At 61.1% G+C, this 26,921-nt stretch carries 27 protein-coding genes; 19 read left to right on the top strand and 8 right to left on the bottom strand.

Annotated elements, in window-relative coordinates:
- Positions 1 to 5: 5 nt before the first annotated feature.
- From G5306_RS15405 to G5306_RS15395, 3 genes are read right to left on the bottom strand one after another with little or no spacing between them, the layout of a single operon-like run.
- Positions 6 to 860 (bottom strand): 23S rRNA (adenine(2030)-N(6))-methyltransferase RlmJ, encoded by an 855-nt coding sequence (locus tag G5306_RS15405; protein ID WP_421313105.1) that lies wholly within the window; start codon positions 858 to 860, stop codon positions 6 to 8.
- Positions 854 to 1,315, bottom strand: a complete 462-nt coding sequence (locus tag G5306_RS15400) for a DUF2390 domain-containing protein (protein ID WP_005343337.1) — start codon at positions 1,313 to 1,315, stop codon at positions 854 to 856. Before G5306_RS15400 ends, G5306_RS15405 begins: the two co-directional genes overlap by 7 nt.
- Positions 1,308 to 3,218 (bottom strand): ABC transporter ATP-binding protein, encoded by a 1,911-nt coding sequence (locus tag G5306_RS15395; RefSeq protein ID WP_421313104.1) that lies wholly within the window; start codon positions 3,216 to 3,218, stop codon positions 1,308 to 1,310. Before G5306_RS15395 ends, G5306_RS15400 begins: the two co-directional genes overlap by 8 nt.
- A 154-nt stretch (positions 3,219 to 3,372) precedes the next feature.
- Here G5306_RS15395 and G5306_RS15390 point away from each other — a divergent pair, with 154 nt between their 5' ends.
- A complete protein-coding gene (locus G5306_RS15390; protein ID WP_227341361.1) occupies positions 3,373 to 3,786 on the top strand; it encodes a CBS domain-containing protein in 414 nt (137 codons plus the stop codon).
- 152 nt (positions 3,787 to 3,938) lie between these two features.
- Here the strand turns inward: G5306_RS15390 and G5306_RS15385 are convergent, their stop codons facing one another.
- The 3 genes from G5306_RS15385 to G5306_RS15375 all read right to left on the bottom strand — a co-directional run bounded on the left by G5306_RS15385 (position 3,939) and on the right by G5306_RS15375 (position 7,623).
- Positions 3,939 to 5,600, bottom strand: coding sequence for a hypothetical protein (locus G5306_RS15385; protein WP_216952011.1), 1,662 nt, complete (start codon positions 5,598 to 5,600; stop codon positions 3,939 to 3,941).
- Between the two features lie 124 nt (positions 5,601 to 5,724).
- Complete coding sequence (locus tag G5306_RS15380; protein ID WP_421313103.1) at positions 5,725 to 6,192, bottom strand: hypothetical protein; 468 nt, start codon at positions 6,190 to 6,192, stop codon at positions 5,725 to 5,727.
- Between the two features lie 54 nt (positions 6,193 to 6,246).
- Positions 6,247 to 7,623, bottom strand: a complete 1,377-nt coding sequence (locus G5306_RS15375; RefSeq protein WP_216952009.1) for a PLP-dependent aminotransferase family protein — start codon at positions 7,621 to 7,623, stop codon at positions 6,247 to 6,249.
- 116 nt (positions 7,624 to 7,739) lie between these two features.
- On the opposite strand from G5306_RS15375, the gene G5306_RS15370 reads away from it, so the two are divergent.
- The 8 genes from G5306_RS15370 (at position 7,740) to G5306_RS15335 (ending at position 15,871) form a co-directional block, all read left to right on the top strand.
- Positions 7,740 to 8,336, top strand: coding sequence for a LysE family translocator (locus G5306_RS15370; protein WP_216952008.1), 597 nt, complete (start codon positions 7,740 to 7,742; stop codon positions 8,334 to 8,336).
- Positions 8,337 to 8,461: 125 nt separating this feature from the next.
- A complete protein-coding gene (locus tag G5306_RS15365) occupies positions 8,462 to 9,052 on the top strand; it encodes a LysE family translocator (protein WP_040068358.1) in 591 nt (196 codons plus the stop codon).
- A 125-nt stretch (positions 9,053 to 9,177) separates the two neighbouring features.
- Positions 9,178 to 9,876: an aspartate/glutamate racemase family protein gene (locus G5306_RS15360; protein WP_421313102.1), complete on the top strand. Its 699-nt coding sequence runs from the start codon at positions 9,178 to 9,180 to the stop codon at positions 9,874 to 9,876.
- 130 nt (positions 9,877 to 10,006) lie between these two features.
- Positions 10,007 to 11,113 carry a 1-acyl-sn-glycerol-3-phosphate acyltransferase gene (locus G5306_RS15355; protein WP_042084524.1) on the top strand — a complete coding sequence of 369 codons (1,107 nt, stop codon included), beginning with the start codon at positions 10,007 to 10,009 and terminating at the stop codon, positions 11,111 to 11,113.
- Between the two features lie 314 nt (positions 11,114 to 11,427).
- Positions 11,428 to 11,898, top strand: a complete 471-nt coding sequence (locus G5306_RS15350; RefSeq protein ID WP_421206962.1) for a YhcH/YjgK/YiaL family protein — start codon at positions 11,428 to 11,430, stop codon at positions 11,896 to 11,898.
- A gap of 274 nt (positions 11,899 to 12,172) precedes the next feature.
- Positions 12,173 to 13,372, top strand: a complete 1,200-nt coding sequence (locus G5306_RS15345; protein ID WP_005354534.1) for an acetate kinase — start codon at positions 12,173 to 12,175, stop codon at positions 13,370 to 13,372.
- Positions 13,373 to 13,515: 143 nt separating this feature from the next.
- Positions 13,516 to 14,757, top strand: coding sequence for a mechanosensitive ion channel family protein (locus tag G5306_RS15340; protein ID WP_421313101.1), 1,242 nt, complete (start codon positions 13,516 to 13,518; stop codon positions 14,755 to 14,757).
- A gap of 187 nt (positions 14,758 to 14,944) precedes the next feature.
- Complete coding sequence (locus G5306_RS15335) at positions 14,945 to 15,871, top strand: L,D-transpeptidase family protein (protein WP_005354531.1); 927 nt, start codon at positions 14,945 to 14,947, stop codon at positions 15,869 to 15,871.
- 69 nt (positions 15,872 to 15,940) lie between these two features.
- Here the strand turns inward: G5306_RS15335 and G5306_RS15330 are convergent, their stop codons facing one another.
- Positions 15,941 to 16,834, bottom strand: a complete 894-nt coding sequence (locus tag G5306_RS15330; protein WP_128834090.1) for a VirK/YbjX family protein — start codon at positions 16,832 to 16,834, stop codon at positions 15,941 to 15,943.
- A gap of 326 nt (positions 16,835 to 17,160) precedes the next feature.
- Between G5306_RS15330 and putP the strand changes: the two genes are divergently transcribed.
- From putP to rpoS, 10 genes are all read left to right on the top strand, one after another.
- Entirely contained in the window at positions 17,161 to 18,678 is a 1,518-nt protein-coding gene (gene putP / locus G5306_RS15325) for a sodium/proline symporter PutP (RefSeq protein ID WP_421313100.1), read from the top strand.
- A 208-nt stretch (positions 18,679 to 18,886) separates the two neighbouring features.
- Positions 18,887 to 19,204, top strand: coding sequence for a cell division protein FtsB (gene ftsB / locus G5306_RS15320; protein ID WP_005335520.1), 318 nt, complete (start codon positions 18,887 to 18,889; stop codon positions 19,202 to 19,204).
- The gene (gene ispD, locus G5306_RS15315) at positions 19,197 to 19,889 is read left to right on the top strand and encodes a 2-C-methyl-D-erythritol 4-phosphate cytidylyltransferase (protein ID WP_021229511.1); all 693 of its coding nucleotides are present in this window, start codon (positions 19,197 to 19,199) and stop codon (positions 19,887 to 19,889) included. The genes ftsB and ispD overlap by 8 nt, the downstream gene beginning before the upstream one ends.
- A gap of 146 nt (positions 19,890 to 20,035) precedes the next feature.
- On the top strand, positions 20,036 to 20,512 hold the full coding sequence (ispF, locus tag G5306_RS15310) for a 2-C-methyl-D-erythritol 2,4-cyclodiphosphate synthase (protein ID WP_421313099.1): 477 nt from the start codon (positions 20,036 to 20,038) through the stop codon (positions 20,510 to 20,512).
- Complete coding sequence (truD, locus tag G5306_RS15305; RefSeq protein ID WP_319919627.1) at positions 20,512 to 21,570, top strand: tRNA pseudouridine(13) synthase TruD; 1,059 nt, start codon at positions 20,512 to 20,514, stop codon at positions 21,568 to 21,570. The genes ispF and truD overlap by 1 nt, the downstream gene beginning before the upstream one ends.
- Positions 21,551 to 22,312, top strand: a complete 762-nt coding sequence (gene surE / locus G5306_RS15300) for a 5'/3'-nucleotidase SurE (RefSeq protein WP_005335515.1) — start codon at positions 21,551 to 21,553, stop codon at positions 22,310 to 22,312. Before truD ends, surE begins: the two co-directional genes overlap by 20 nt.
- A gap of 7 nt (positions 22,313 to 22,319) precedes the next feature.
- Positions 22,320 to 22,937: a protein-L-isoaspartate(D-aspartate) O-methyltransferase gene (locus G5306_RS15295; RefSeq protein ID WP_005335507.1), complete on the top strand. Its 618-nt coding sequence runs from the start codon at positions 22,320 to 22,322 to the stop codon at positions 22,935 to 22,937.
- Entirely contained in the window at positions 22,934 to 23,515 is a 582-nt protein-coding gene (locus G5306_RS15290) for a YqaA family protein (RefSeq protein ID WP_263719204.1), read from the top strand. The genes G5306_RS15295 and G5306_RS15290 overlap by 4 nt, the downstream gene beginning before the upstream one ends.
- A 9-nt stretch (positions 23,516 to 23,524) precedes the next feature.
- Complete coding sequence (locus G5306_RS15285) at positions 23,525 to 24,595, top strand: LysM peptidoglycan-binding domain-containing protein (RefSeq protein WP_319919626.1); 1,071 nt, start codon at positions 23,525 to 23,527, stop codon at positions 24,593 to 24,595.
- A gap of 45 nt (positions 24,596 to 24,640) precedes the next feature.
- Entirely contained in the window at positions 24,641 to 25,624 is a 984-nt protein-coding gene (gene rpoS / locus G5306_RS15280; protein WP_005335504.1) for an RNA polymerase sigma factor RpoS, read from the top strand.
- 97 nt (positions 25,625 to 25,721) lie between these two features.
- Here rpoS and G5306_RS15275 read toward each other — a convergent pair whose 3' ends face one another.
- The gene (locus tag G5306_RS15275) at positions 25,722 to 26,759 is read right to left on the bottom strand and encodes an alkene reductase (RefSeq protein WP_270905575.1); all 1,038 of its coding nucleotides are present in this window, start codon (positions 26,757 to 26,759) and stop codon (positions 25,722 to 25,724) included.
- Positions 26,760 to 26,921 lie beyond the last annotated feature (162 nt).

The raw sequence follows: 26,921 nt of genomic DNA, 5'->3' as shown, positions 1-26,921 counted from the left end.
GGGGATTAATCCTCGGCCTTGTTCAGCCACTCGACCTTGTATTGGGCGCCGGCGCCCTGTACCAGCTTGGCACAGAGCGGTTTGAGGAAGGCTTCGATCTGCTCTTCCAGCATCCAGGGCGGGCTGATGATCAGCATGCCTGAGCCGTTCATGCCCCAGTCGGCTGTTTGACCGGCCACTTCCAGCTCGGCCACCAGGACGTTGCCGAAGTTCTCGCGCTTGATGGCGCGCAGCATGTCGCGGGATTTGTCCGCTTCCTGCCCGAGGATGGGATACCAGAGGGCGTAGATGCCGGTCGCCCAGCGTTTCTGCGCCTTTTTCAGGGTGTCGACCACGGCGAAGTAATCTTCTTTGAGCTCATAGGGCGGATCGATCAGCACCAGCCCGCGGCGCGGGGTCGGTGGCAGCAGGGCGATCAGCCCCTCGAAGCCGTCGCGGTGGTGCACGGCGACGCGGGGGTCATAGCCCATGTTGGCGCGCAGGTCTTCGACCTCGTTGTTGTGCAGCTCCATCAGCGCCAGCTTGTCCTGCTCGCGGGTGAGGCGACGCGACAGCTCCGGCGAGCCGGGGTAGTAGTGCAGCTCGCCGTTCTGGTTCATCTCTTCGATGACGCCGAGATAGGGGGCCATGGCAGACCACTGGGCCCGCTCGTCCCACAGGCGGCCGATGCCGTCGGCATACTCGGCCTTCTTCTGGGACCAGTCGCCGCGCAGGTCGTAGAGACCGCCACCGGCATGGGTGTCCAGCACGATGAAGGGTTTCTCCTTCTTCTTGAGGGACTCGATGATCAGGGCCTGAACGGCGTGTTTCAGCACGTCGGCATGGTTGCCGGCGTGAAAGGCGTGGCGGTAGCTCAGCATATTAGATCTCTGAGGGGGCCCTGCTGGGCACCCAGTAACGATAGATAGTTCAACAAATTGCGGCTGTTGCCGCGAAACAGGGAGAGGCTGCGCAGGGTCTGCAACAGGACGCCCTGTTGCAGCCGCTCCAGCTCCAGTTCGTGGGCCAGCATCGACTGATACTGCTGCTCGTCGAGCCGCGTCTTGGCGCTCTGGCGCAGGGCGCGCCACGGGGTCAGCACCGCCTCGGTCTGCACCAGCGCCGGTTGCAGATCGGTGAGATCGACCACGATGCCGAGTTGATCGAGCCGGTGCAGCAGCAGCGCCAGATTGACGTTGCCCCCCTGCTCCTGCACGGTGAGCCAATCCTGGCTGCGCTCACCATAGACCTTGCCGCTCCAGTGCCAGAAGCCGATCGGAGTCGGCAATTCGTGGACCGCGACCCGCTCGCTGGCCATCAGCTGTTCGTCACGCAAAGAAGGCTTGCTCCATGGTTTCCAGCTCTTCGGAGAGGCTCATCCACTCCAGCTCCACCTCTTCCAGCTGCTCCTTGAGGGGGCCCTGGGATTTGAGCAGTTCGGAGAGCTTGTTCTTGGCGCTCTCTTCGTAGATGGCGGGGTCGGCCAGTTGGCTCTCGATGTCGCCAAGCTTGCCTTGCAGCTTCTCCATGCTCGTTTCGAGCTTTTCCAGCTTCTGGCGCAGGGGACGGGTTTGCTGGCGGAACTCCGCCTCGCGCCGCTTCTGATCCTTGCGCGCCACTGCCGAGTTGGCAGAGACGGGGCCATCGGCCGGTTTGGCGTTGGCCTCTTTCTCCTGCTCGCCGAGCCACTTGTGGTAGTCGTCCAGATCGCCGTCGAACGGCTCGACCCGGCCACCGTGCACCAGATAGAAGTCATCTGTGGTGGTGCGCAGCAGGTGACGGTCGTGGGAGACCACTACCATGGCCCCTTCGAAGCCTTGCAGCGCCATGGTGAGGGCGTGGCGCATCTCCAGATCAAGGTGGTTGGTCGGTTCATCCAGCAGCAGCAGGTTGGGCTTTTGCCAAGTGATCAGCGCCAGCACCAGCCGCGCTTTTTCACCACCGGAGAAGGGGGCTACCTTGTCGAGCGCCTTGTCACCGTGGAAGCCGAAGCTGCCCAGATAGTTGCGCAGCTCCTGCTCGGTCTTGTCCGGCGCGAGGCGGGCCAGATGATCGAGCGGGGAATCGTCGAGACGCAGGGTCTCCAGCTGATGCTGGGCGAAGTAGCCGATGCTCACCCCGGCACTCACTTCGAGCTTGCCGGAGAGCGGCGGGTTGGAGCCCGACAGCATCTTGATAAAGGTGGACTTGCCGGCGCCGTTGCGGCCGAGCAGACCGATGCGCGAACCCGGTACCAGATTGAGTTTGATCTTCTCCAGGATCACCTTGTCGCCGTAACCGGCACTGAGGTTCTCCATGGCGATGAGCGGGGTCGGCAGGGCTGAGGGCTCGCGAAACTCGAAGCTGAATTCCGAGTCGGCGTGGGCGGGCAGGATCTTCTCCATCCGCTCCATCGCTTTCAGGCGGCTCTGGGCCTGACGGGCTTTGGAGGCCTTGTAGCGGAAGCGATCCACATACGCCTGCATGTGGGACATCTCCCGCTGCTGTTTCTCGTACATCGACTGCTGCTGGGCCAGCTGTTCGGCGCGCTGCAGTTCGAAGTCGGAGTAGCCGCCGGTGTATTCGTTGAGCTTGCCGTTCTCGATATGGATGATGCGGCTGATGACCGAATCAAGGAAATCGCGGTCGTGAGAGATCAGCACCAGCGTGCCCTGATAGCCCTTGAGCCACTTCTCCAGCCAGATCACCGCATCGAGATCCAGGTGGTTGGTCGGTTCATCGAGCAGCAGCAGATCGGAGCGGCAGAGCAGCGCCTGGGCGAGGTTCAGGCGCATGCGCCAGCCACCGGAGAAGCTGCGCACCGGCGAGCCGAGTTGCTCATCGCTGAAACCGAGGCCGTGCAGCAGTTCGGCGGCGCGGGCGCGAATGCTGTAGGCGCCTATGGTATCGAGGCGACCGTGCAGCTCAGCCACCAGCAGACCATTGTCATCCTGCTCGGCCTGTACCAGCTGTGCTTCCAGCGAGCGGAACTCCTTGTCGCCGTCGATCACATACTCGAGCGCGGAGCAGTCGAGCGCCGGGGTCTCCTGCGCCACGCCGGCAATCTGCCAGCCAGCGGGCAGGCTGAAGGTGCCGCTGTCGATGGCCAGCTCGCCCCGTACCAGTGCAAAAAAGGTGGACTTGCCACAGCCGTTTTTGCCCACCAGACCCACCTTGTGGCCGGGGTGAATGGTGGCGGAGGCGTTGTCCAGCAGCTTGCGGCCGCCGCGGATCAGTTCGATTTGACTGGCAACTATCATGGGTGGGATCTGCTTGCTCAAAATGGAGGAGAAAAACTGGCGCGGATCTTACGTGAAATGACGCTGATTTGCACTGTAGCGAAGGGCTGGCCACTGGCTGGCGCTGCAAAAACATGCCATAACAGAGAAACCAGTTTGGTTACGGGAGGTTAGCATGCATATCAGGGATATTATGACGACCCGGGTCGCCACCGTTTCAATGGATGATCGACTCCGAGTCATCAGGGATATCTTCGAGCAGGCACACTTTCGCCACCTGCTGGTGCTGGAAGAGGAGGAGCTGGTAGGGGTCATCTCGGATCGGGATCTGTTCCGCGCCATCAGCCCCTATCTCGACTCCGAAGCCGAGATGAGCCGCGATACCGAAACCCTCAACAAGCGGGCGCACCAGATCATGAGTCGTCAGCTCGTCACCATCGCTCCCCATCTCACCGTGCGCGACGGCGTCAAGCTGATGTTGGAGAAGGGGGTCTCCTGCCTGCCGGTACTGGAGAATGGCGCCCTGGTCGGCATTATCAGCTGGAAAGATTTTCTCAAGGCGGCGCTGGAGAGTGATGCACTGGGCTGAGCCCGGGTACATAACAGTCATCTGTCACCGTAGCTGCTTGTGCCCGTCCTTGAGGCCCATAAGGGTACACGAAATGAATAGAGGGGAGCCAAGGCTCCCCTCTCTCTATGTGGTGGCTGGTGGCGCAGGTAAGTGCACCCCCTGCTGCTTCATCATGACTCCGGGGGCCCCTTGGCCAGGCTGGATGGGCCACTGCCGGAGAGGTGCGGCTGCAAGTGGGTGCGGATCTCCTGCAGAGTACGCTGGTACTGCTGGGCATGTTGATCCAGAAACGCAGGGCTGTGCTTGAGGCGCCGCTCCAGGGTATCGACCAGCAGCGCTACCTTAGGGGCAGCCATGCCCGTCGGCCAGCTGTGTTGCAGCAGTTCCAGCAATTGCCAGGCATCGCCGGGCAGGGCAGGGAACTCCTCCAGCAACTGCAAGCCGGCCTGCAGAGCCAGTTGATAATCACCTTTTTGTATCCCCTGATGGCGGGTCTGGCGCAAGCTGGTCAGGCGCTGCTCCCGCGTCGTCAACCGTTGGCCCAGTTCCGTTAGCAGATGGTGAAACAGTTTACGGGTCAGTGGGTGGGGCGCGACACGGTCACGGTAGTGTGCCAGTTGGGCGAGATAACGCTGGGCATGATGGGGCAGGCCACAAAACTGACAGACGGCAAAGCCCAACAACAGGGTGAGATGGTTCTCGCTCGCCTGGTTGGGTTGATGGTGGGCGATCAGGATCAACGCCTCGTCGAAGCAGTAATCCAGTCCCTGCATCAGTGCTTGCAGCAGCTCGTACTCCTGGGGAGGCAGGTTCACTGTTCGCTGCAGGTGGGTCCACTCCTGTTTCAGGGAGCGGATCCGGTTGCTGGACGGTGCATGCCACAGTACCGCCAGCATGGCATTGATCATGAAGTGGTCGATGGCCAACCGGACGCGCAGCTCACTGAAATAGTGAAGATTCAGGGTGCTGGCTTGTTCCAGTACCTTCCTCTCGTCTTGCTGTAACAGTCCCAGAATCATGGCCAGCTGATGCCAGCGTGGTTGATGAGGGCGGACTTGCTGCAGCTGCACCATGGTCTCCCAGGCTGCCTGCCACTGATGTTGGTGCAGCTGGCTGGCGAGTTGCAGCTCCAGTCGGGTGGCGGTCGGCAATATGGCCTGATGACGCTGCAAGTCAGTTTCGGCACTCTGCAGTTTGCCCAATCCCAACATGGCGTAAAACAGTCCGACCCTTGGCCAGCTTGCCCGATACTCGTTGGCGCAGAGGGCATAATGCTGAGCGGCAGTGAGCTGTTCGCTGGATTGCAGCAGCAGGTAGCCCTTGAACCGATCCAGCCAGGGGGCAAGGGGGCGGTTGTCCCGTTGATAGAGCAGGTCTTCACAGAGTGCGGTCGCCAGTTTCCACTCCCGCAGCAGGGCCGGAGGGGCGAGGGTGTGGGTCATTTTGCTCAGTTGTGCCAACTGCTTGAGCACAGTCGTGAGCTCTCCTGCCATGAAGGGGAGTGGCAGATGGAGGGAGAAGTAGAGGTCCGAGGGGAGAAAATCCTGCTCGTTCTGGTCCGCATCCAGCAACAACAGGACGCAGGCGGGTTGCAGCAGGCCGAGGTAGTGTGCCTCATGCAGCAGGCGGGCGCCGTCATGGCCCAGTTTTCTATTTTGCTGGCAGACAATGGCATCGAATGGCTGTTGTTGCAGCAGGGTGAGCAGACCGCTGCGTTCCTGACCCGGGTGGCTGTGGTGGTGGATCCGTTCAGCAGGGATACCCTGTTCGGTCAGTTCCCGGGTGATGGCGCTACGGAGCAGTGGATCCTCTTCGAGCAGCAGTATCGTCATGCACGCGTCCTTTCAATACTCCACGAGTAGATCAGATTAGACCCAAGAGGAACATGGCGACAACTCTGCGGGGGAGGAAAAGTGACAGTAGTCGGCGCGAGACGAGGAAGGGCATTATAGGCGGTTACCGGGATTTATGTGCTTCGGTGAGAAAGACACACTCTGTTTGACGGATCTGGTGTGAGCCACTCCCCTGTTCCCCCTGCCAGCTTAATTCCAGCTTGCCGAGGCGGCCTAGATGGCGCAGTTCAAATTCGTAGCGCTGGCAGAGGTTGTCCTGAGGTAGGCTCGCCATCCCCGCTGGCAGTCGGTATTGATAGCGCAGGAGTGGCCCATCTTCCAGCTTGCTGGCCACCGGCACCAGCCCCTCTGGGGTGGGCTGCGGCGCCCCGAGTGCGCGGCGCAAACTGAGCGGCGCATCGATCGCCTTTTGATAGTGCAGGCCGTTCATCGCCGCCAGCTCCTCTTCCAGCTGTTGCAACTCCCCTTCCAGTCCATTGAGCGCGGCCCCCAGCTGCTGGTGGGTCGTTGACGAGGCACAGCCACCCAGCAACAGGGTGGCAAGCAGCAGGGCGGCTCTGATGGGGGGCACGGCATCTCCTTGGCTATGACGATGAAGCGTGAAGGTCAGGTCGGTTGGCCCTGACTATAGCAGGGGATTGCTGGGGGGCGTCCCCTGCAGCAGTTGGGCCAGACGGGCCAGCCCCTCGCCGACCCGGGCGTCGGTGGCGGGTTGGCTCAGGCTCAGGCGCACCCCCTGCGGAGCGGCAAACTGACCGGCGGCGAAGTGTTCCCCGCTCGCCACGCCAACGTCAAGGGCATCGGCGGCAGCGGCAAACTGCTGGCTGCGCCAGGGCTCCGGCAGCGGCAGCCAGGCGTGCATGCTGCCCGGCTGCCAGCGGGCGGCAGGCAGCAGGTGGCGCAGCAGTTCGCCGCGGCGTTTGAGGATCTCCCGCTGCTGCTCGACCAGCGGCATGATCTGGCGCTGACTGACCATTTTGCAGGCGAGCTCGATCAGCAGCGGGCTCACCATCCAGCTCGACAGCCGCATGGTCTGGGCGAAGGCGCTGCGCAGGGCAGGGGGCGTCAGCACGAAGCCGACCCGCAGGCCGCCGCAGGCGATCTTGGCCAGACTGCCCAGATAGATGACCCGCTCCGGCGCCAGATTGACCAGAGGGATCACAGGTTGCTGGGGCAGCAGGCCGTTGACGTCATCCTCGATGATCAGCAGATCGTGGCGACGGGCGATGGCGACGATGGCCTCCCGCCGCGCCAGACTCATAATGGCGGTGGTGGGGTTTTGCAGGGTTGGCGTGAGGTAGAGCAGCTTGGCCCGGCGGGTGCGGCAGGCGGCGTCCAGCGCTTCGGGCAGCAGCCCCTCCTCGTCCATCGCGAGCCCCACCACCTGATTCTTCAGCTGGCGGGCGTTGCCCAGCATACCGGGGTAGCTCAGCCCCTCGCACAGGATGGTCTCCCCCACGCACTGGGTAGCCAGCAGCGCCAGCATGATGCCGTGCTGGGCGCCGTGGCTGAACAGCAGGCGATCCTCACTGCAGGCTACCCCTTGCTCCGCCAGCCAGTTGACGAACTGCTGGCGCTGATCCGGTCGTCCCGCCTCCTTGTCGTAGCCGAGCAGGGCGTTGAGATCCCCGTCCGCCACTTCCCCCAGCATGGGGCGAATGATGGCCGCCCGATCCAGCTGCACCGGCAGGTTCTGCCACAGCTCGATGCGGTGCCCCTCCTCCTGGCGGATCACCCACTCATTGGCGGGATCTGTGTTCGCTCCCTTGACCCAGGTGCCGTGGCCCACCCGGGCGGCCAGCAGGCCGCGCCGCTCCGCCTCGCTGTAGGCGCGGGTGACGGTGCCGACGGTGACGCCTAGGCGATCCGCCAGGGATCTGTGGGTAGGCAATCGGGTCTGCGGTGGCAGCTCGCCATTCGCGATCCCCTGTTCGATCGCTTTGACCAGCTTGAGGTAGAGGGGGCCATCGAAGGCCGCAAGGTCGGGTGTCCAGATTGTCATGGTGACAATAAATCCATTGATCAAAATTTGTTGTCAATATAGCGTGAATTTCAACCTGATAACAACCAAATAGCACACATTGTATCGATACAATGTGGCAAGTAAGGAGTCACAATATGACGATGGAGTGGTATGTCACCCTGTTCGGTTTTGCCGTACTCACCTGCGGTACGCCGGGGCCCAACAACCTGATGCTGACGGCCTCCGGCGCCAACTTCGGGGTGCGCCGCACCCTGCCACATCTGCTCGGGGTGGGGTTGGGGCAGCCGGTGCTGCAACTGGTGCTGGCGCTGGGGCTCTATCCGCTGTTCGAGCGCTGGCCCTTGTTGCGCCTCGGTTTGCAGATCTTCGGCAGCCTCTATCTGCTCTGGCTGGCGTGGCGTATCGCGGTGGCCGGGGCGCCGGGGGATCCGGCCCGGTGCGCCCGTCCGCTAACCATGCTGGAGGGGCTGGGCTTTCAGTTCCTCAATCCCAAGGCGTGGATGATGGGGATCTCCGCCATCAGTCTGTTCAGCCTGCCCGGCGCCAGTTACTGGTCGAGTCAGCTGGCAGTGATGGTTATGTTTGTGCTGGTGGCCCTGCCGGTCTGCTTTGTCTGGGTACTGTTCGGCCATCAGCTGAGCAACTGGATCAGCTCGGATCGGGGCTGGCGGCGACTCAACGGTTCTCTCGGTCTGCTGACGGCGCTCTGCGTGGTGATGCTCTGGTATTGAGTCGTGTTGCGCTGATGGGGGAGGTGGCCGAGAAAGAGGCATTTCTGACTTGTCGCCAAGGGGTTGGCTCTGCATATTAGAAGGCTTTCCCCATAACGGGGGCGTTGCATCGACAAGAGGTTGAGATGGATCTGAACTGGTTACTGCCCCTGGCGGGGTTTGCCCTGGTTACCTGCGGCACGCCTGGGCCCAACAATATGTTGCTCACCAGCGCCGGGGCGGCGCAGGGTTTTCGTCGCACGATTCCCCTGCTGGTGGGGGTGGTGGGGGGGATCAATCTGATGATCCTCGCTACCGCGCTGGGGCTTGGCGTGGTGTTCGAGAAGGTGCCGCTGCTGCACGATGGCCTCAAGATTATCGGCTCGGCGTATCTGCTCTGGCTGGCGTGGAAGGTGGCGACCGCCAGCGGCCCGGCCGAGGGCAACCGGCCGCTCATTCCCGCCCATCAGGGGGCCATGCTGCAACTGCTCAACCCCAAGGCATGGATGATGGCGCTCTCCGCCATCAGCGGTTTCACTCTGGCGGGGGAGGCTTACTGGCCCTCCGCGCTCTGGGTGTTGGTGATCTTCTTTATTACCGGCCTCTACACCGGGGCGTTCTGGGTGTTGTTTGGTGCCCAGGTGCGGCAAATCATTCGCACTGCCCGGGGTTGGCGGCGTTTCAATCTCGGCATGGGGCTGGCGACGGCCGCCTGTGTCGGGATGATCTGGATTTAGCCCGGGGTTGACCCGGGCCTTTACCGGCTGTCTTGTTGGCCCTGCGGGGCCTTTTTTATCTCGCCTGCGTGACCTTGCCTGCAAGGTGGCGTGGTTCTGCCCTCCCTTGGAATGAAGGAGTTCCTATGAAATGTATCGGTCTGTTGGGTGGCATGAGCTGGGAGTCCACCGTCAGTTACTATCAGGCGCTCAACCGTGGGGTGCGGGCACAGCTAGGCGGTTTGCACTCGGCGCGGGTGCTGCTCAACAGCGTCGATTTTGCCGGTATCGAGCGGTTGCAGCATGCCGGTGACTGGCCCGCTACCGCTCGTTTGCTGGCGGCGGAGGCGCGCAAGTTGCAGGATGGCGGCGCCGATTTCTTGCTGATCGGCACCAACACCATGCACAAGGTCGCCCCCGAGATTGAGGCCGCCATCGATATCCCGTTGCTCCATATCGCCGATGCCACCGCGGCCAAATTGCGGGCTGACGGGATCACCCGAGTCGGCCTGCTCGGCACCCGCTTCACCATGGAGCAGGATTTTTACAAAGGGCGCTTGCAGGATCGCTTCGGGTTGGCGGTGCTGGTGCCTGCCGAAGCTGAGCGGGAGCGGGTACACAGGATCATCTATGACGAGCTCTGTCTGGGGGAGATCCGCGAATCGTCGCGGGCCGAGTATCTGGCCATTATCGAGGCGCTGGTGGATGCTGGTGCCGAGGCGGTGATCCTCGGTTGCACCGAGATTGCCCTGCTGGTGGGCGATGCCCGGGCGGCGGTGCCGCTCTACGACACCACTGCCATCCATGCCGAAGCGGCGGTCGCGCTGGCACTGGCAGCTGATTAATAAACTGGTCAGATCTCACTATTCATGCTTGTCTCATACCCCTTGCCATAAAAGCGTGTAAAATTGCGCCCTGAATTTTCCCCGGCCAACGCGGGTTGGCTGCGGTTTCCTAGCATGCAAGGCTGACATTGTGACTGAAGTAGATAGATTCGCGGATATTCGCCCCTACCGCGATGAAGAAGTGCCGGCAGCCATCGAACGGCTGATCCAGGATGATGAATTTATCGGCGCCATCGCCAAGTATCGTTTCGGTTCCCTGATGAGCTGGCTGGGTTGGGCCATCCGCCCGATGATCCGCCTGTTCCTGCGCCGCAAATGGTCAAAAGTGACCACAGTGCATCAGGTCCAGATGGGGGTTACCCGGTATATGTCCCGCATGATCGCCACCTCCACCAAGGGGGTGACCTTCTCCGGGATCGAGCATCTTAAGAAAGAGCAGGGCTATCTGTTTGTCTCCAACCACAGAGACATCGCCATGGACCCGGCGTTCGTCAACTGGGGGCTACACACCCACGGTTTCGATACCGTGCGCATCGCCATCGGTGACAACCTGCTGCGCAAACCCTGCGCTACCGAGCTGATGAAGCTCAACAAGAGCTTTATCGTCAAACGCTCCGCCAAGGGGCCGCGGGAGATGATGAAGGCGCTCGGCGAGCTGTCTGCCTATATTGGCAACTCGGTTCACGAAGGTCACTCCATCTGGATTGCCCAAAAGGAAGGGCGCGCCAAGAATGGCGATGACAAGACAGATCCGGCCATCCTCAAGATGTTCTACGTCGACGGCAAGAAGCAGAAGATCGACTTCGTCGACTACATGCGCAGCCTCAATATCGTGCCGGTCAGCATCAGCTACGAGCTGGATCCGACCGACAAGGCGAAGGCGCGCGAGCTCTACGAGAAGTCGGTCAACGGCAGCTATGAGAAGGGCGAGTTCGAGGATATCGAGAGTATCGTCGCCGGTATCGTCGGCATGAAGGGGCGGGTACACGTCTCCTTCGGCGCGCCGATTACCGAGGGCTTCAGCGATCCGGACGAACTGGCCGCGCTGATCGACAAGGCGATCTGGAGCAGTTACCACCTCTTCCCCAGCAACTATCTGGCGGCAGATGTCTCCGGCAAGGCCAATACCATCGAGCAGGCGGCCTTCCTGACCCGTCAGTCAGAGGTGCCGGAAGAGCACAAGGCGATCTGGCGTGCCATGTACGCCAAACCGGTGGAAAATGCCCAAAAGGCTTGAATGAAACCGGTTGTTAAACGGTTTTGCGAAAAAAACGGGCGCTGATGCGCCCGTTTTTGCGTCTGGTCAAAGTCGAGGGGGAAAGGGTGGTGAATAATATGGTTTCAGCTGGTACGATCACTATGAAAATGGGATTATGTCTCTTGGCAAGGTGCTGACGAGTGTGTAACAGTGCCCATATAGCTGAACATGAGCAAAAGCTCTAAACCGGTTTGCACGGATTGCAGACGGCATTATTGAAGGACCTGTCACAGGTCCTTTTTCATTGGCTGGCAAAGATGCCGCCCAGATATACCTAACAGGAAACAGACGCCATGATCACCGGTAGCCTGAACACCCTGCAGCGGACGCCGCTGCCCGCCCCGCTGGCCCGCATCATGGCCGAGGTGGTGAAGAGCGTGGCTCACTGGGGTGACGCTCCGCTCGGCAAGAGCGAGATCGATGGCCTCAACCTGTTCTGTCTGGTGAGCGAAGATCTGACCGAGCCAGCCGCGGATCGCCGTGGCGAATTCCATCAGCAGTATCTCGATATCCAGTTGCTGCTGCGCGGTGAAGAGTGGATAGGTGTGGGCCCCCACGACTATGTGAGCGACGGCGCCGACCATCCCCATCCTGACCTCTGGTTTGTCGAGGACGAGCAGACCAGCTATCTGGCGCTGCAACCGGGCGATTTTGCCATCTTCTGGCCGGGCGAGCTGCACCGCCCGCTCTGTACCTTCAACCAGCCCGCCAAGGTGAAGAAGCTGGTGGTCAAGGTACACAAGGATCTGCTGGCTATCGCCTGAGCATTCCCATTGAGGCGAGCCCTGCGCAGCTGATGCGTTGAGACTCGCAAGCATTGAAACCAGTGATACGCACCACAAGTTGCGATCACTCTTTCAAGAGCAAGAATTGAAACCAGTGATACGCACCACAGGTTGCGATGACTCTTTCAAGAGCAAGAATTGAAAAATTGGACGCACCCTCCTGCGACCATAAGCCCCCGGCAGGGGAATCCCATCCTCTTTTGGATGACACGACACTGTCGGCATAAAGCCGAAGCACAGGAAGATGTAGAAAATGAGCAAGTTGGTATTGATCCTTAACTGCGGTAGCTCTTCCCTGAAATTTGCCGTAATGGACGCCGAAACAGGTGAGGACATGCTGTCCGGCCTGGCCGAATGCTTCAATCTGGATGATGCACGTATCAAATGGAAACTCCACGGGGTCAAGGGCGAAGCCATGCTGGGAGCGGGTGCCGCTCACCAGGAGGCCCTCGACCATATCGTGGGTCACATCCTGCCGCAGGATCCGACTCTTGCCGAGCAACTGGTGGCCATCGGTCACCGAATCGTACACGGTGGCGAGCAGTTCTCCCGCTCCGTGCGCATTGATGACGGCGTGATCGCCGGTATCGAAGCCGCCATTCCGTTCGCCCCGCTGCACAACCCGGCCCACCTCATCGGTATTCGCGCCGCGCTGAAAGTGTTCCCGCAGCTGTCCGAGAAGAACGTGGCCGTGTTCGACACCGCTTTCCACCAGACTCTGCCGCAAGAGGCCTACCTCTATGCGCTGCCGCACAAGCTCTACCGCGAACACGGTATTCGTCGTTACGGTGCCCACGGTACTTCTCACCGCTACATTGCGGAAGAAGCCGCAAAAGAGCTGGGCAAGCCGTTGAATGAACTGAACATCATCAACTGCCACCTGGGTAACGGTGCCTCTGTCTGCGCCATCAAGAACGGCGAATCCGTAGACACCTCCATGGGTCTGACTCCGCTGGAAGGTCTGGCGATGGGTACCCGCTCCGGTGATATCGATCCGGCCGTGGTCTTCTTCATGCACGACCAGCTCGGTTACAGCGTGGAGCAGATCAACCACACCCTGACCCGTGAGTCCGGTCTGCTGGGGATGACCGAAGCGAGCAGCGACTGCCGTTACGTCACCACCAACTACGCCACCGACGCCGGTGCCAAGCGCGCGCTGGATGTCTTCACCTACCGTGTGGCCAAGTATGTCGGTGCCTATGCCGCTGCGATGGACGGTCGTCTGGACGCCGTGGTCTTTACCGGTGGTATCGGTGAGAACGCCGCCATGGTGCGCGAGATGGTGCTGAACCGTCTGGCCCTGTTCGGCTTCAAGGTGGACAAAGAGGCCAACAACGCCGCGGTACTGGGTGGCGAAGGTCGCATCACCACCGCCGACAGCCGTTGCGCTATGGTGATCCCGACCAACGAAGAGCTGGTCATCGCCCGCGATGCCCTGAGCCTGGTCTGCTAAGTCAGCCTCGCTTTGAAACAACGCCCGGCCTGTGCCGGGCGTTGTCATTTATGGCGTACGCCGATTTGACATGGGGGAGGGGAGCGGTACCCTGACCACCACTGTTTTTGCAGCCAGCGGGCTGCCCGGTTCGGGAGAGAGCAATGAAAGAGGCGTTTTTTAACTGGTTGTCGGGCCTTGGGGTGGAAGTGACCAGCATGATGGCGCTGGTGATCGCGCTGGGCTTTATCGTCATCACCTCGTTGCTGCTGCACATGGCGCTGCACCGGGTGCTGCTGGTCCGGCTGGTGGGGATCCTCGGCAAGGCCAAGCAGGTGTGGCTGCCGCCCCAGCTGCAACAGCGCCTCTTCAACCGGCTCGCTTTCGTGTTGCAGGGGGCCGTGCTGCTCGGTCAGGCGGAGATCTGGCTGCCCCGCCAATCGGATAGCCTCAAGCTTATCGAGATGGTGGCCCAGCTCTGGATTTTGCTGTTCCTGCTGCTGGCCTTCTTCGCCCTGCTCGACTGCCTGTTGTCGGTGAGCCGTTACACCCGCCTTGGTCGGGATTTGCCCCTGCGCGGCATCTTCCAGGGGGCCAAGCTGGTAGGCAGCATTCTGGTGGGCATCCTGATGATCGCCCTGCTGCTCGGCAAGTCGCCGCTGTTCCTGTTCAGCGGTCTGGGTGCCATGACCGCAGTGCTGATGCTGGTGTTCAAGGACCCCATCCTCGGGCTGGTGGCGGGGATCCAGCTCTCCGCCAACCGGATGCTGAGCGTCGGTGACTGGCTGCAGATGGACAAGTACGGCGCCGATGGCGAGGTGACCGACATCGGCCTCACCACGGTCAAGGTGTCGAACTGGGACAAGACCATCACCACCATTCCCACCTATGCCCTGATCTCCGACTCTTTCAAGAACTGGCAGGGGATGACCGAGTCGGGCGGCCGTCGCATCAAGCGCAGCGTCAATATCGACATGACCAGCGTACGCTTTCTGACAGCCGAGGAGCAGTTGCAGCTCAAGCAGGCGCAGCTGCTGGCACCCTATCTGAGTCGCAAGGAGCAGGAGCTGAGTGTCTACAACCAGCAGCTGAGCGATGCCCTGAGCTGCCCCATCAACGGCCGTCACCTCACCAACCTCGGCACCCTGCGCGCCTATCTGGATGCCTACCTGCGTGCCCACCCCGGCATTCGCAAAGACATGACCCTGATGGTGCGTCAGCTGGCGCCCACGTCAGACGGTTTGCCGCTGGAAATTTACTGCTTTACCGCGACTACCGCATGGGCCGATTACGAAGGGATCCAGGCCGATATTTTCGACCATATCTTCGCCATCATTGAGCAATTTCATCTGCGGTTGCATCAATCTCCCACAGGTTACGATATGCGTGCCTGGCAACGGGGATAAACAGGGAAACCGGGCGGGTCGGGGACGCGGAAAAAACCGCATATTAATCATCGACCCGTCGCCACTTGTCAGTTGAAATTTGCCGTGCAGAGGAGAAAAATGGCGGCCTTCTCTTCGCGCCCCTGATCCCCTCTTGATCAGCTGCCAGCCCAGAGACGTCACTTCAAGTCATCATCATGGGAAAGTTATGAAGCTCCTTCGCAATAGTGTGGCAACACTCTGCTACAGCCTGCTGCTGACCGCTGCGCCGGTTTTCGCTGTTGAATATGCTCTGCCTGCGGCCAACAGCCGTCTGGTAGGGGAGAATCTGGAATATGTGGTTCCGGCCGAAGAGAACGGCCAGCCGCTGGAGGCCATTGCGGCCAAGTTCCAGCTGGGGCTCACCAACATGACCGAAGCCAACCCCGATGCGGATCCCCTGCTGGTACAGACCGGCGAGAAGCTGGTGATCCCCCAGCAACTGATCCTGCCGGATGCACCCCGTGAAGGGATCGTGCTGAACGTGGCCGAGATGCGCCTCTACTACTACCCCAAGGGTAAAAAAGTGGTGGAAGTGCTGCCCATCGGTATCGGCCAGCTCGGCACCGACACCCCGGAAAACTGGGTGACCAGCGTGCAGCGCAAGAAAGCGGGCCCGACCTGGACCCCGACCGCCAAGATGCATGCCGAATATGCCGCCCGTGGCGAGAGCCTGCCTGCGGTATGGCCGGCCGGTCCGGACAACCCCATGGGTCTGTTTGCCCTCTACATCGGCAAGATGTACGCCATCCACGGTACCAACGCCAACTTCGGCATCGGCCTGCGGGTGAGCCATGGCTGTGTGCGTCTGCGCAACGACGACATCGCCTATCTGTTCAAGCAGGTACCGGTCGGTACTCGCGTCCAGTTCGTCAACCAGCCGATCAAGGCATCTCTCGAGCCCAACGGTGTCCGCTATCTGGAAGTGCATCAGCCGCTGTCGCGCAGCGAAGAGGAGTTCAACTCCAAGCTGCCGGCACCGCTGCCGATGACTCCGGCGGTGACCCGCTTCATTGCCCACGCCGACAGCGACTCCCAGCTGGTGAAGCAGGCGCTGGAGCAGCGCAACGGCATGCCGATGGCGATCAACCGCTAAGGGCAAATCCCCGTCATGACAAAGGGCGAACAGCATGCTGTTCGCCCTTTTTGTTTCTGCTGCACTGACTCAGCTTCGCAGCAGATTTGTCTGCAGCTCGCTGCCGAGCTGATCGAGCAGCTGATAACGCGCCTTGTAGCTGGCCCGCTTGCGGGAGGGGATCTCCTCCAGCGTCTTGCGGGGCACCTCCAGCGGCAGGCTCATCCAGAGTTCATCCTGCACGCAGCCCTGATGCTCCTGCCATAAGCCATCGAGGTCGAACTTGACCCGATCGGCAGTGCGCTTGCTGCTCTGATAGACGTGGCTTTGGGTGCGGATCCCGAGCAGGCTCTTGCACGCCAGCCCCCGGGCCAGCTCGGCGGCCATATAGACCAGCAGGGACATGGGGCGCAGCCCGCCGCACGCCTTGGTGACCAGCTTGATCTCCTCGCTCTGCCCCTTGCCGCCCTGCAGCGAACAGATCTCGAGGGTCGGGTTTGGCGCGGGACGCAGATTGAGGGCCATGTAATAGAGCGCAGCGTCACCCAGCTTGAGGGTCAGGCTCATCTCCCCCTCTTTGCCCATGTGGGTTTGGTAATCCAGTTTCAGGGTGAGGGGGGCCGTCAGCTTGTCGCTCTGCCACTGGGCCAGCAGCAGGCCGCGACCGCTGTAGATTGCCAGTTGTTGCGCCTTGGGCAGCTGACGTGCCAATTGCTGGTAGTGGCCGCTGATAAGCCCGGCTCGCAGGCGCTTGCGGAGCCCCTTGTGGCGATAGGGGTGGATCGGCTTTTCCAGAATATCGGGGAAGCGGCTGATCGCCTGCGCCAGCAGCGGTTGCTCCTGCTGCTGGCGATAGAGGGCGCGGGCGCCGGGATTGAGCCAGAGACGCCCCACATACTTGGCCCGTCGGATGAGATGACCCGACTCCTCCACCGGATGAAGGCGGCGGGCGAGGGTTCGCAGGTGTGACAGATGAGATGACATGGTGCCGACCTCTGACTGGTGTGATGAGACAGGGCGGGGAGTGTAGGAGCGGGGCGCTGGCTTGTAAAAAAATGGATAGTAACAAAATGTGAAAACATAACGCTCAGTAGCGGCTGGCGCTGCGAGATGACCATCACGGCAACGGCAGGAAATCTGGCGCCATCCTCTTGATGCGGCAGATGATTTGATGCGCAAAGGTTTTTATTGTGTTTTGTGTTTGTTAAAAGTGGTTGAGCTGGCGCGAACGGCTGATTAAGCTAGGCCGGTTTTTTAGGGATGAGCCCGTCACCAGAGCGGGCAGAAAATGACACAAAACGGAGTTTTGCATGACAGCTAGCACACCCATGTTAATCACCTTCCTGGTGTATATCCTCGGAATGGTGTTGATCGGCTTCGTCGCCTATCGCGCCACCCGCAACTTTGATGACTACATTCTGGGCGGTCGCCGAATGGGAAGCTGGGTTACCGCTCTCTCTGCCGGCGCCTCCGACATGAGCGGCTGGCTGCTGATGGGCCTGCCCGGCGCCGTCTTCGTCAGCGGCATCTCCGAGAGCTGGATCGCCATTGGTCTGGTGATCGGTGCCTACCTCAACTGGCGCTGGGTAGCGGGTCGCCTGCGGGTACATACCGAGAAGAACCGCAACGCCCTGACCCTGCCGGACTACTTCACCTATCGCTTTGAAGATCACAGCAAGGTGCTGCGCATCCTCTCGGCGCTGGTGATCCTGCTCTTCTTCACCATCTATTGCGCCTCGGGCGTGGTGGCCGGTGCCCGCCTGTTCGAGAGCACCTTCGGCATGGATTACAACACCGCCCTCTGGGTCGGTGCCGCTGCCACCATCACCTACACCTTCTTCGGCGGCTTCCTCGCGGTGAGCTGGACCGATACGGTACAGGCGACCCTGATGATCTTCGCCCTGATCCTGACCCCGGTGTTCGTCATCATCGCCGTGGGCGGGGTGGATAGCGCCATGATCGAAGTGGCCGCCAAGAGCGCCACCAACCTCGATATGTTCAAGAATCTGGATGTGATCGCCATTGTCTCGCTGATGGCCTGGGGCCTTGGCTACTTCGGTCAGCCCCATATTCTGGCCCGCTTCATGGCGGCAGACTCCCACCACTCCATGGCCAATGCCCGTCGCATCAGCATGACCTGGATGGTGTTCTGCCTCGCTGGCGCGGTGGCCATCGGCTTCTTCGGGCTGGCCTATTTTGCCCGCTTCCCGGAAGTGGCGGCTGGGGTGACCGGCAACCCGGAACGGGTCTTTATTGAGCTCTCCAAGATCCTGTTCAACCCCTGGATCGCCGGTGTGCTGCTCTCGGCTATTCTGGCGGCGGTAATGAGCACTCTAAGTTGTCAATTACTGGTCTGCTCCAGCGCCATCACAGAGGATCTCTACAAGCCCTTCCTGCGCAAGAACGCCTCCCAGCGTGAGCTGGTGTGGGTGGGTCGCCTGATGGTGCTGCTGATCGCCGTGATCGCCATCGCCGTTGCCATGAATCCGGAGAACCGGGTGCTGGGGCTGGTGAGCTACGCCTGGGCCGGTTTCGGTGCCGCCTTCGGCCCCGTAGTGCTGCTCTCGGTGCTGTGGCCGCGAATGACCCGCAACGGCGCGCTGGCGGGTATGCTGGTCGGTGCCATCACCGTCATCGTCTGGAAGCAGTTCGGCTGGCTGGGGCTGTATGAGATCATCCCGGGCTTCCTGTTCGCACTGCTGGCTATCGTGGTGGGCAGTCTGCTGGGTGAAGCGCCCTCAAAAGCGATGCTGGAGCGTTTCCGCGATGCCGAGGAGGAGTACAACACTCCGGCCGAGAGCGCGGGAGAGCCGCTCGTGGTGAACTGATCCCCCTTACCGCTTTCTGCTTGAGAGCCCCGCCCCCGGACAAGGAGCGCCCTGGTTGGCCATCCTTGCACCGGTTTGGCGGGGCTTTGTGCTATCTGATTCACTCTTGGGCACTTTTTTATGTTCGGCCGGTGGCTCCCGGGTGCTCGCTTTCTTTTGTCTTGGCACCGAATATGGGACACTAGGCCGCCTGAAGGAGACCTAGTGCATGCGGCTATTCACCCTGATCCTGATCCTCCTGCTGGGGGGACTGCAATATGACCTCTGGCTGGGGAAGAACGGGCTATCCGATTATCAGAACCTGTCGGAGGCCATCTCGCAGCAACAGCGGGACAACCAGACTCTCAAGGATCGTAACGACCTCATTTACCGCGAGATAGATGATCTCACCTCTGGCCTCGAGGCCATCGAGGAGTTGTCGCGCAACGATCTGGGTTACATCAAGCAGGGGGAGACCTTCTACCGGATCATCCCCAAAGAGAAAGACAAAGAGACAGCGCCGGACGATGAGCCCTACGATGACTGATGCCAGCCGGGTATCCGGCCTGACGGCGATCGTCCCTGCCGCCGGTATCGGCAGCCGGATGGGGGCCGATTGCCCCAAGCAGTACCTGCAACTGGCGGGTAAAACCATTCTCGAACATACCCTGGAGCGGCTGCTCTCCCACCCGGCCATCGCCCAGGTGATCGTGGCGCTGGCGCCCCATGATCGCTGGTTCGAGGCCCTGCCCGTGGCGGCCGACCCGCGAATTGTGCGGGTAGAGGGAGGCGCCGAGCGCGCCTTTTCCGTCCTCAATGGCCTCCATGTGGCGCAAGGGGAGTGGGTGCTGGTGCACGATGCGGCCCGCCCCTGCCTGACTCACGGCGATCTCGATGCGCTGATTGCCGCAGCCATGAACTGCGGCGGTGCCATTCTCGGCAGTCGGGTGCGCGATACCATGAAGCGCTCCGATGGGGAGGGCAATATCATCGCCACCGTCGAGCGCGAGCAGCTCTGGCATGCCCTGACGCCGCAGATGTTCCCGACCCGTGCCCTGAAGCGGGCGCTCGAAGAGGGGCTGCTGCTGGGCGCCACCATCACCGACGAGGCCTCCGCCATGGAGCGGGCCGGATTCACTGTGCGGATGGTGGAGGGGCGCGCCGACAATATCAAAGTGACCCGGCCGGAAGACTTGTCGCTGGCGGGGCTGTTTTTAAGCCAGCAGGCATAAGCCCCTCAGTCAGAACAGACCGTTCAGAGCAGAGTGTCTCGAACAAACAGGCCTGAACAAGGAGTTAGCATGATCCGGATTGGACATGGTGTGGACGTACACAAAATTGATGGGGTTGGTTTCAGCATGTTGGGAGGTTGCCGCTGATGATGCGCATTGGTCATGGTTTTGATGTTCATAAATTTGGTGGTGTTGGCCCCTGCATGCTGGGTGGCGTGCCGGTTCCCTACGAGCTGGGGCTGATTGCCCACTCTGACGGCGATGTGGTGCTGCACGCGGTGAGCGATGCCCTGCTGGGGGCCATCGGTGCCGGTGACATCGGTCGACACTTCCCCGATACCGCTGCCGAGTTCAAGGGGATCGACAGTCGCATTCTGCTGCGTGATGTCTTTGCCCGGGTACAGCAGGCGGGTTATGCCATCGGCAACCTGGATGTGACCATCATCGCCCAAGCCCCCAAAATGGCGCCCCATATCGACGCCATGTGCGCCGTGCTGGCCGCCGATCTGCAATGTGATTTGAACCGGGTGAACGTCAAGGCGACCACCACCGAACAGCTTGGGTTTACGGGGCGCAAGGAAGGGATCGCCACCGAAGCCGTCGTCCTACTGGTGAAACAATAATGCTGGAACAACTTGCCTATCTGCACGGGGTGCCCACCGCCCGCGGTATCCTCAAGGCCGAGGCCGCCGACTTCGTGGTCAATGAAGATCTCGGCTTCGAGCCTTGCGGTGAAGGGGAGCATATCTTCGTCCGGGTGCGCAAAACCGGCGAGAACACCGCCTGGGTAGCGGGTCTGCTGGCCGATGCGGCCGGTGTCAACCGCAATACGGTGACCTGGGCGGGCCTGAAGGATCGCCACGCGGTGACCGAGCAGTGGTTCGGCATTCACCTGCCGGGCAAGGCCGAGCCGGACTTGTCGGTTATCGAGAGCGACAGCATCCAGATCCTGCAAGCCAGGCGTCATAACCGCAAATTGCGGGTCGGCTACCTCAAGGGCAACCACTTCACCCTGCGTCTCACCGGTCTGGAACAGGCCGATGGGCTGGAGGCGCGCCTGCAGGCCATCGCCACTCAGGGCGTACCCAATTACTATGGTGAGCAGCGTTTTGGCCGCGATGGCAACAACCTGGAAGCGGCCAAGGCGATGTTTGCCGGCAAGCGGATCAAGGATCGCAACAAGCGCTCCCTCTACCTCTCTGCCGCCCGCAGCATGCTGTTCAACGCCATTGTCAGCGCCCGTATCGAGCAGGGGCTGGCTCATCAGCTGCTGGCCGGTGATTGCGTGATGCTCAAGGGCAGCCACTCCATCTTCAGCGAAGAGAGCGTGACCCCCGAGCTGGAAGCGCGTCTTGCCTCCGGCGACGTGCAACTTACCGCGCCCCAGTGGGGCCGTGGCCGCCTGGCCAGTCAGGGCGCCGCTGCCGAGTTCGAACAGGGCGTGCTGGCTCCTTACAGCGATTGGTGTGACGGGCTGGAGAAGGCCGGGCTGGATCAGGACCGCCGCCCGCTGCTGCTCAAGCCGGAGCAGATGAGCTGGCAGCTGGACGGCGAGGCGCTGACCCTCTCCTTCTTCCTGCCGGCGGGCGCGTTTGCCACCAGCGTGGTGCGCGAGTTATTGCAGGCCGAAGAGGCCGATCACGGTTTCAGGAATCAGACCGATGCGAATTCTGGTCAGTAATGATGATGGTGTGCATGCCGAGGGCATTCGTGCCCTCAGCGAGGCGCTGCGCGCCTGCGGCGAGGTCATTGTGGTGGCGCCGGATCGCAACCGCAGCGGCGCGAGTCACTCCCTGACGCTGGAAGTACCGCTGCGGGTTACCCGCATTGCAGAAAACGGCTTTAATGGGTGCGAGAGCTATGCGGTGAAGGGGACGCCGACCGACTGCGTGCATCTGGCGGTCAACGAGCTGGTGCGCCCTGAACCCGACATGGTGGTGGCCGGTATCAACCACGGCGCCAACCTGGGGGATGATGTCATCTATTCGGGCACGGTCGCCGCGGCCACCGAGGGGCGCCATCTTGGCTATCCCTCCATCGCCATCTCGCTGGTGGGCAAGACCCACTTCGCCACGGCGGCCCACTATGCGGCCCTGCTGGTGAAGGGGCTGATGAAACACCCCCTGCCTGCCGATCAGATCCTCAACGTCAACGTGCCGGACTTGCCCCTCGAGCAGATCAAGGGGATCAAGACCACCCGCCTTGGCAATCGCCACCGGGCGGAGTCGGTGATCTGCACCGAGGATCCCCGTGGCCAGCCCATCTACTGGATCGGCCCCCCCGGTAGCCAGCAGGATGCCGGTGAAGGCACCGATTTTGCTGCCATCGAGCAGGGCTATGTCTCGATTACCCCCCTGACCATCGATATGACTGCCTATGACAGTCTCGCCGGTCTGGGGGCCTGGTTAGATCTGCAGGGATGAGGGTGGTGTGATAGTACAGCGCCTGTTAAATCAGCTCATTGCGCAGGATATTCGCGATTTTCGTGTGCTGGCGACCATCGCGAAAGTGCCGCGCCAGTTGTTCGTGGACGAGGCCATGGCGCACAAGGCGTGGGACAACACCGCCCTGCCCATTGGCCACGGCCAGACCATTTCGCAGCCCTATATGGTGGCGCGAATGACCGAGTTGCTGATGCAAAACAATCCGGCCCATGTGCTGGAGATTGGCACTGGCTCGGGCTACCAGACGGCGATCCTCGCCCATCTGGTGGAGCATGTTTATACCGTGGAGCGGATCAAGTCGCTGCAGTTTCAGGCCAGACGCCGACTGCGCCAGCTCGATCTGCACAATGTCTCGGCCAAGCACGGCAACGGCTGGCTGGGGTGGCCCAACAAGGGGCCTTATGACGCCATTCTGGTGACGGCCGCGGCGAGCGAGATCCCGACGGCACTGACCGATCAGCTGGCCGAAGGGGGCCGACTGGTGTTGCCCGTGGGTGACAGCCAGCAGACCCTGCAGCTGATCGAACGATCCGGATCCCAGCTGACCAGCCGTATTCTGGAGCCGGTACGTTTTGTTCCCCTGATTGACGGAGATGTTGAGTGAAGTTGTTTTCCCGTTTGTACGTACTGGTGATGCAGTGGGCTCGCCACAAGCATGCCCCCCGGTATCTCTCCATCACTGCTTTCATCGAGTCGGTGTTCTGGCCGATCCCGGTGGATGTGATGCTGGCGCCGATGGCGCTCGCCAAGCCCCACAAGGCGTGGCACTACGCCACACTGGCTACCCTCTTCTCTGTGCTGGGCGCCCTGTTTGGCTATGCCCTTGGCTATGCCCTGTGGGATCCGGTCGTGCTGCCACTGGTGGAGTCTGTGGGCTATCAGGACAAGATCGAGATTGCTCGCAACTGGTTTGAGCAGTGGGGGATCTGGGTCATTTTCATTGCCAGCTTCACCCCTATCCCCTACAAGGTGTTTACCGTGACGGCAGGGTTGTTGCAAATGGCTCTGCTGCCCTTCATCATCACCTCCCTCATCGGTCGTGGCATGCGCTTTTTCCTGGTGGCGGGCCTGATGCGCTGGGGTGGCGAGAAGATGGAACGCAAACTGATGCACTATGTAGATGTGCTCGGTTGGCTCTGTATTGGTCTGGCCGTGGTGGCCTATTTCTGGTTTAGTCGTTAAGGATCCATTATGCGTTCGCGTATTTGGCAAGGAAGCAGTGTCGTGGTGTTGTCATGGCTGCTGCTTGCCTGCTCCTCCAGTAAAAATGCAGCTCCGGTAGATGGTGTTGATGAGGGGCAGTTTGTCTCGACCATTCCGGCTCGCCAGAGCGGTGCCCAGGTCAGCGCCCCCATTCAGGGCGGCAGCTATGTGGTGAAGCGGGGCGATACCCTCTACTCCATCGCCTTCAACTCCGGCAACGACGTGCCGTCGCTGGCCAGCCTCAACAACATCAGCCCGCCCTACAACATCTATCCGGGGCAGCGACTGCGACTCGATGGTTCCAGCGCCAGTGTTGGCAGCAGCCGCAGTGCCGGTACCTATGAGGTGCGCCGCGGCGATACCCTGAGCAGCATCGGCCGCCAGTTCGGCATGACGCCGCAGGCGCTGGCCCAGAGCAACAACCTGAGCGCCCCCTATGCGCTGCAACCGGGTCAGGTGCTCAATGTCCAGACCGCAGGCGGCGGTTCGACCCAGATGGTGGCTGCGGCTCGTCCGGCAACCGTGACGCCGGTGGCCGTGAGCCGTCCGAGCAGCGGTCCGCGTCCGTTGGCCGAGCCGAGTGGATCTGGTCAGACCACGCCGTTCATCTCTCAGAAATCCGTTGCTCCGGCAGCACCGAAGGAATACGCTCAGGTCAAAGAACAAAAAACAAACAACTCCCAGTCGAGACTTGCTTGGCACTGGCCCGCAAAGGGCCGGATTGTCGAGGGGTTCTCTGTTGCAGAACAGGGTAACAAGGGGATCGACATAGCCGGCCAGAAGGGGCAACCCGTCTACGCCGCCAGCAGCGGTAAAGTGGTATACGCTGGCAGTGCTTTAAGGGGGTACGGCAAGCTGATTATCCTCAAGCATGATGATGACTATCTCTCCGCTTACGCACACAACGACGAGTTGCGGGTGAAGGAAGGGGACAGCGTCAAGGGGGGCTCGGTCATTGCCAACATGGGTAGCACGGACGCGCCGGATGTGCGATTGCATTTCGAGATCCGGTACAGAGGCAAGTCGATCAATCCGATGAGCTATTTGCCAAAGCGTTAACCCCAGAGAGACCGTCTTACTCTGGTAACGTCAGGGAGACACACCATGAGCCAAGAACAACTGGTAATGCAGGATGCAGAGTTAGAGTTTGACGCTGAACCCGAATCTCATGAAGTAGAAGAGTTGCAGGAGGTAGCCGCCGAGGCGGACGAGACTATCTCCGATGAGTTGCTGGCACCGGAACTGAACAAGGTGATGGATGCCACGCAACTCTATCTGGGGGAGATAGGTTTCTCCCCGCTGCTCACTGCCGAAGAGGAAGTCTACTACGCCCGTCGTGCCTTGCGAGGTGATAAAGCCGCCCGCAAGCGCATGATCGAGTCCAACCTGCGACTGGTGGTGAAAATCGCCCGCCGTTACAACAACCGTGGCCTGGTGCTGCTGGATCTTATCGAAGAGGGCAACCTCGGTCTTATCCGCGCGGTCGAGAAGTTTGACCCCGAGCGCGGCTTCCGTTTCTCTACCTATGCTACCTGGTGGATCCGCCAGACCATAGAGCGGGCCATCATGAACCAGACCCGTACCATCCGTCTGCCCATTCATGTGGTCAAAGAGTTAAACGTTTACCTGCGCACCGCGCGCGAACTCTCTCACCGTCTCGATCATGAACCGACCGCCGAGGATATCGCCTTCGCGCTGGATCGTTCGGTGGATGATGTGAACCGCATGCTCAAGCTCAACGAGAAGATCACCTCGGTGGACACCCCCATTGGTGGCGATCGCGACAAAGCGCTGCTGGATGTGCTCTCCGACGAGCGCGGCATGGGGCCGGAGCTGGAGTCACAGGAAGATGATATGCGCAGCAGCATTGTCCACTGGCTTGAGGAGCTCAACCCCAAGCAGCGGGAAGTGCTGGCCCGTCGTTTCGGTCTGCTGGGCTACGAGCCCGCTACCCTCGAGGATGTGGGGGCCGAGATTGGCCTGACCCGCGAGCGGGTACGCCAGATCCAGGTGGAGGGGCTGCGCCGTCTGCGGGAGATCCTGCTGAGCCAGGGACTCTCCATTGAGGCTCTCTTCCGCACCAATTAAGTCCGCAGCAACGGAATACGGCATCAGCCAGATAGCACGAGGGGAGCAACTGCTCCCCTCGTTTTTTATTGCCTGTCGTCTGGCGATGGCTTCGTGGTTATACCAGCTCAGCCAGCATGGTGTCGGCGTAGGGCACCAGTGCTTCGCCATTTTTCACTTTGGCGAGATAGTCCGGGTTGGCGATAAGCGGACGACCGATAGCCACCAGATCGAAGCGGTTGGCCTCAATGGCCGCAGCGGCGCGCTCGGCGTCGTAGTTGCCCACCCCGACCAGATTTCCTTTGTAGTGGGCGCGCAGATAGTCGGAGGCGCGGCCACCCAGATAATCGAAGGTGAGGTTGTCATCGAAGATGCCGAGGTGGATATAGGCCAGCGGGCGATCGTTGAGCTTGCCCAGCAGGTAGTCGAACACGGCGCGATCTTCCGGGCTGCCCGCCAGATGGACATAGGCACCCGGGGAGAGGCGAATACCAACCCGATCACCGCCGATGCGGGTGCTGATGGCATCGACCACTTCCAGCGCGAAGCGGCTCATCTTTTCCGGGCTGCCACCGTAGTTGTCGGTGCGCAGGTTGGTGGAGTGATGCAGGAACTGGTCGATCAGGTAGCCATTGGCACCGTGGATCTCCACCCCGTCAAAGCCCGCCTCGATGGCGTTGGCAGCGGCTTGGGCGTAATCCAGCACCAGCTGGGCGATTTCCGCCTCGGTCAGGGCGCGCGGCACCTGATAGGTGAGCTCGCGCATGCGGGGCACAGTGCCCTCGTGCGCCACGGCTGAGGGGGCCAACACTTCAGCCTGATGGAAGAAGGGGTGGGAGAGGCGACCTACGTGCCACAGCTGGGCGAAGATCTTGCCGCCCTTGGCGTGCACGGCGCTGGTCACTTTCTTCCAGCCATCGATCTGCGCCTGGGTGAAGAGGCCCGGGGTATTGGGGTAACCCTGCGCGTCGGGGCGGATGATGACGGCCTCGGAAACAATCAGGCCGATGTCGGCGCGGCGGCCGTAATAGGCAGCCATCTGCTCGGTCGGCACCAGACCTGGGCCTGCCATGCAGCGGGTGAGCGGGGCCATCATGAAACGGTTGGCCAGGGTCAGAGTGTCATTGAGTCGATACGGCTGAAACAGGGTATTCATGATAGGTTGTCCTGAACGGGTTATTCTTGAACGTGCATTCAAGACGTTTTTTGCGTCGGGCGCAAGCTTTTTTTGAATGCGCGTTCAAGAAGGTTGGCCCGAGCGGGCGGCTGGGGTAAACTTGCCGCCCTTTCCAGTCACTCTTTATCGGCGGGCCCTGTT

Source organism: Aeromonas sp. 603404, assembly GCF_049171775.1.
Lineage (GTDB): Bacteria > Pseudomonadota > Gammaproteobacteria > Enterobacterales > Aeromonadaceae > Aeromonas > Aeromonas veronii_A.
The sequence above is the reverse complement of the archived record's forward strand: the minus strand, read 5'-3'. Positions and strand labels throughout refer to the sequence as shown.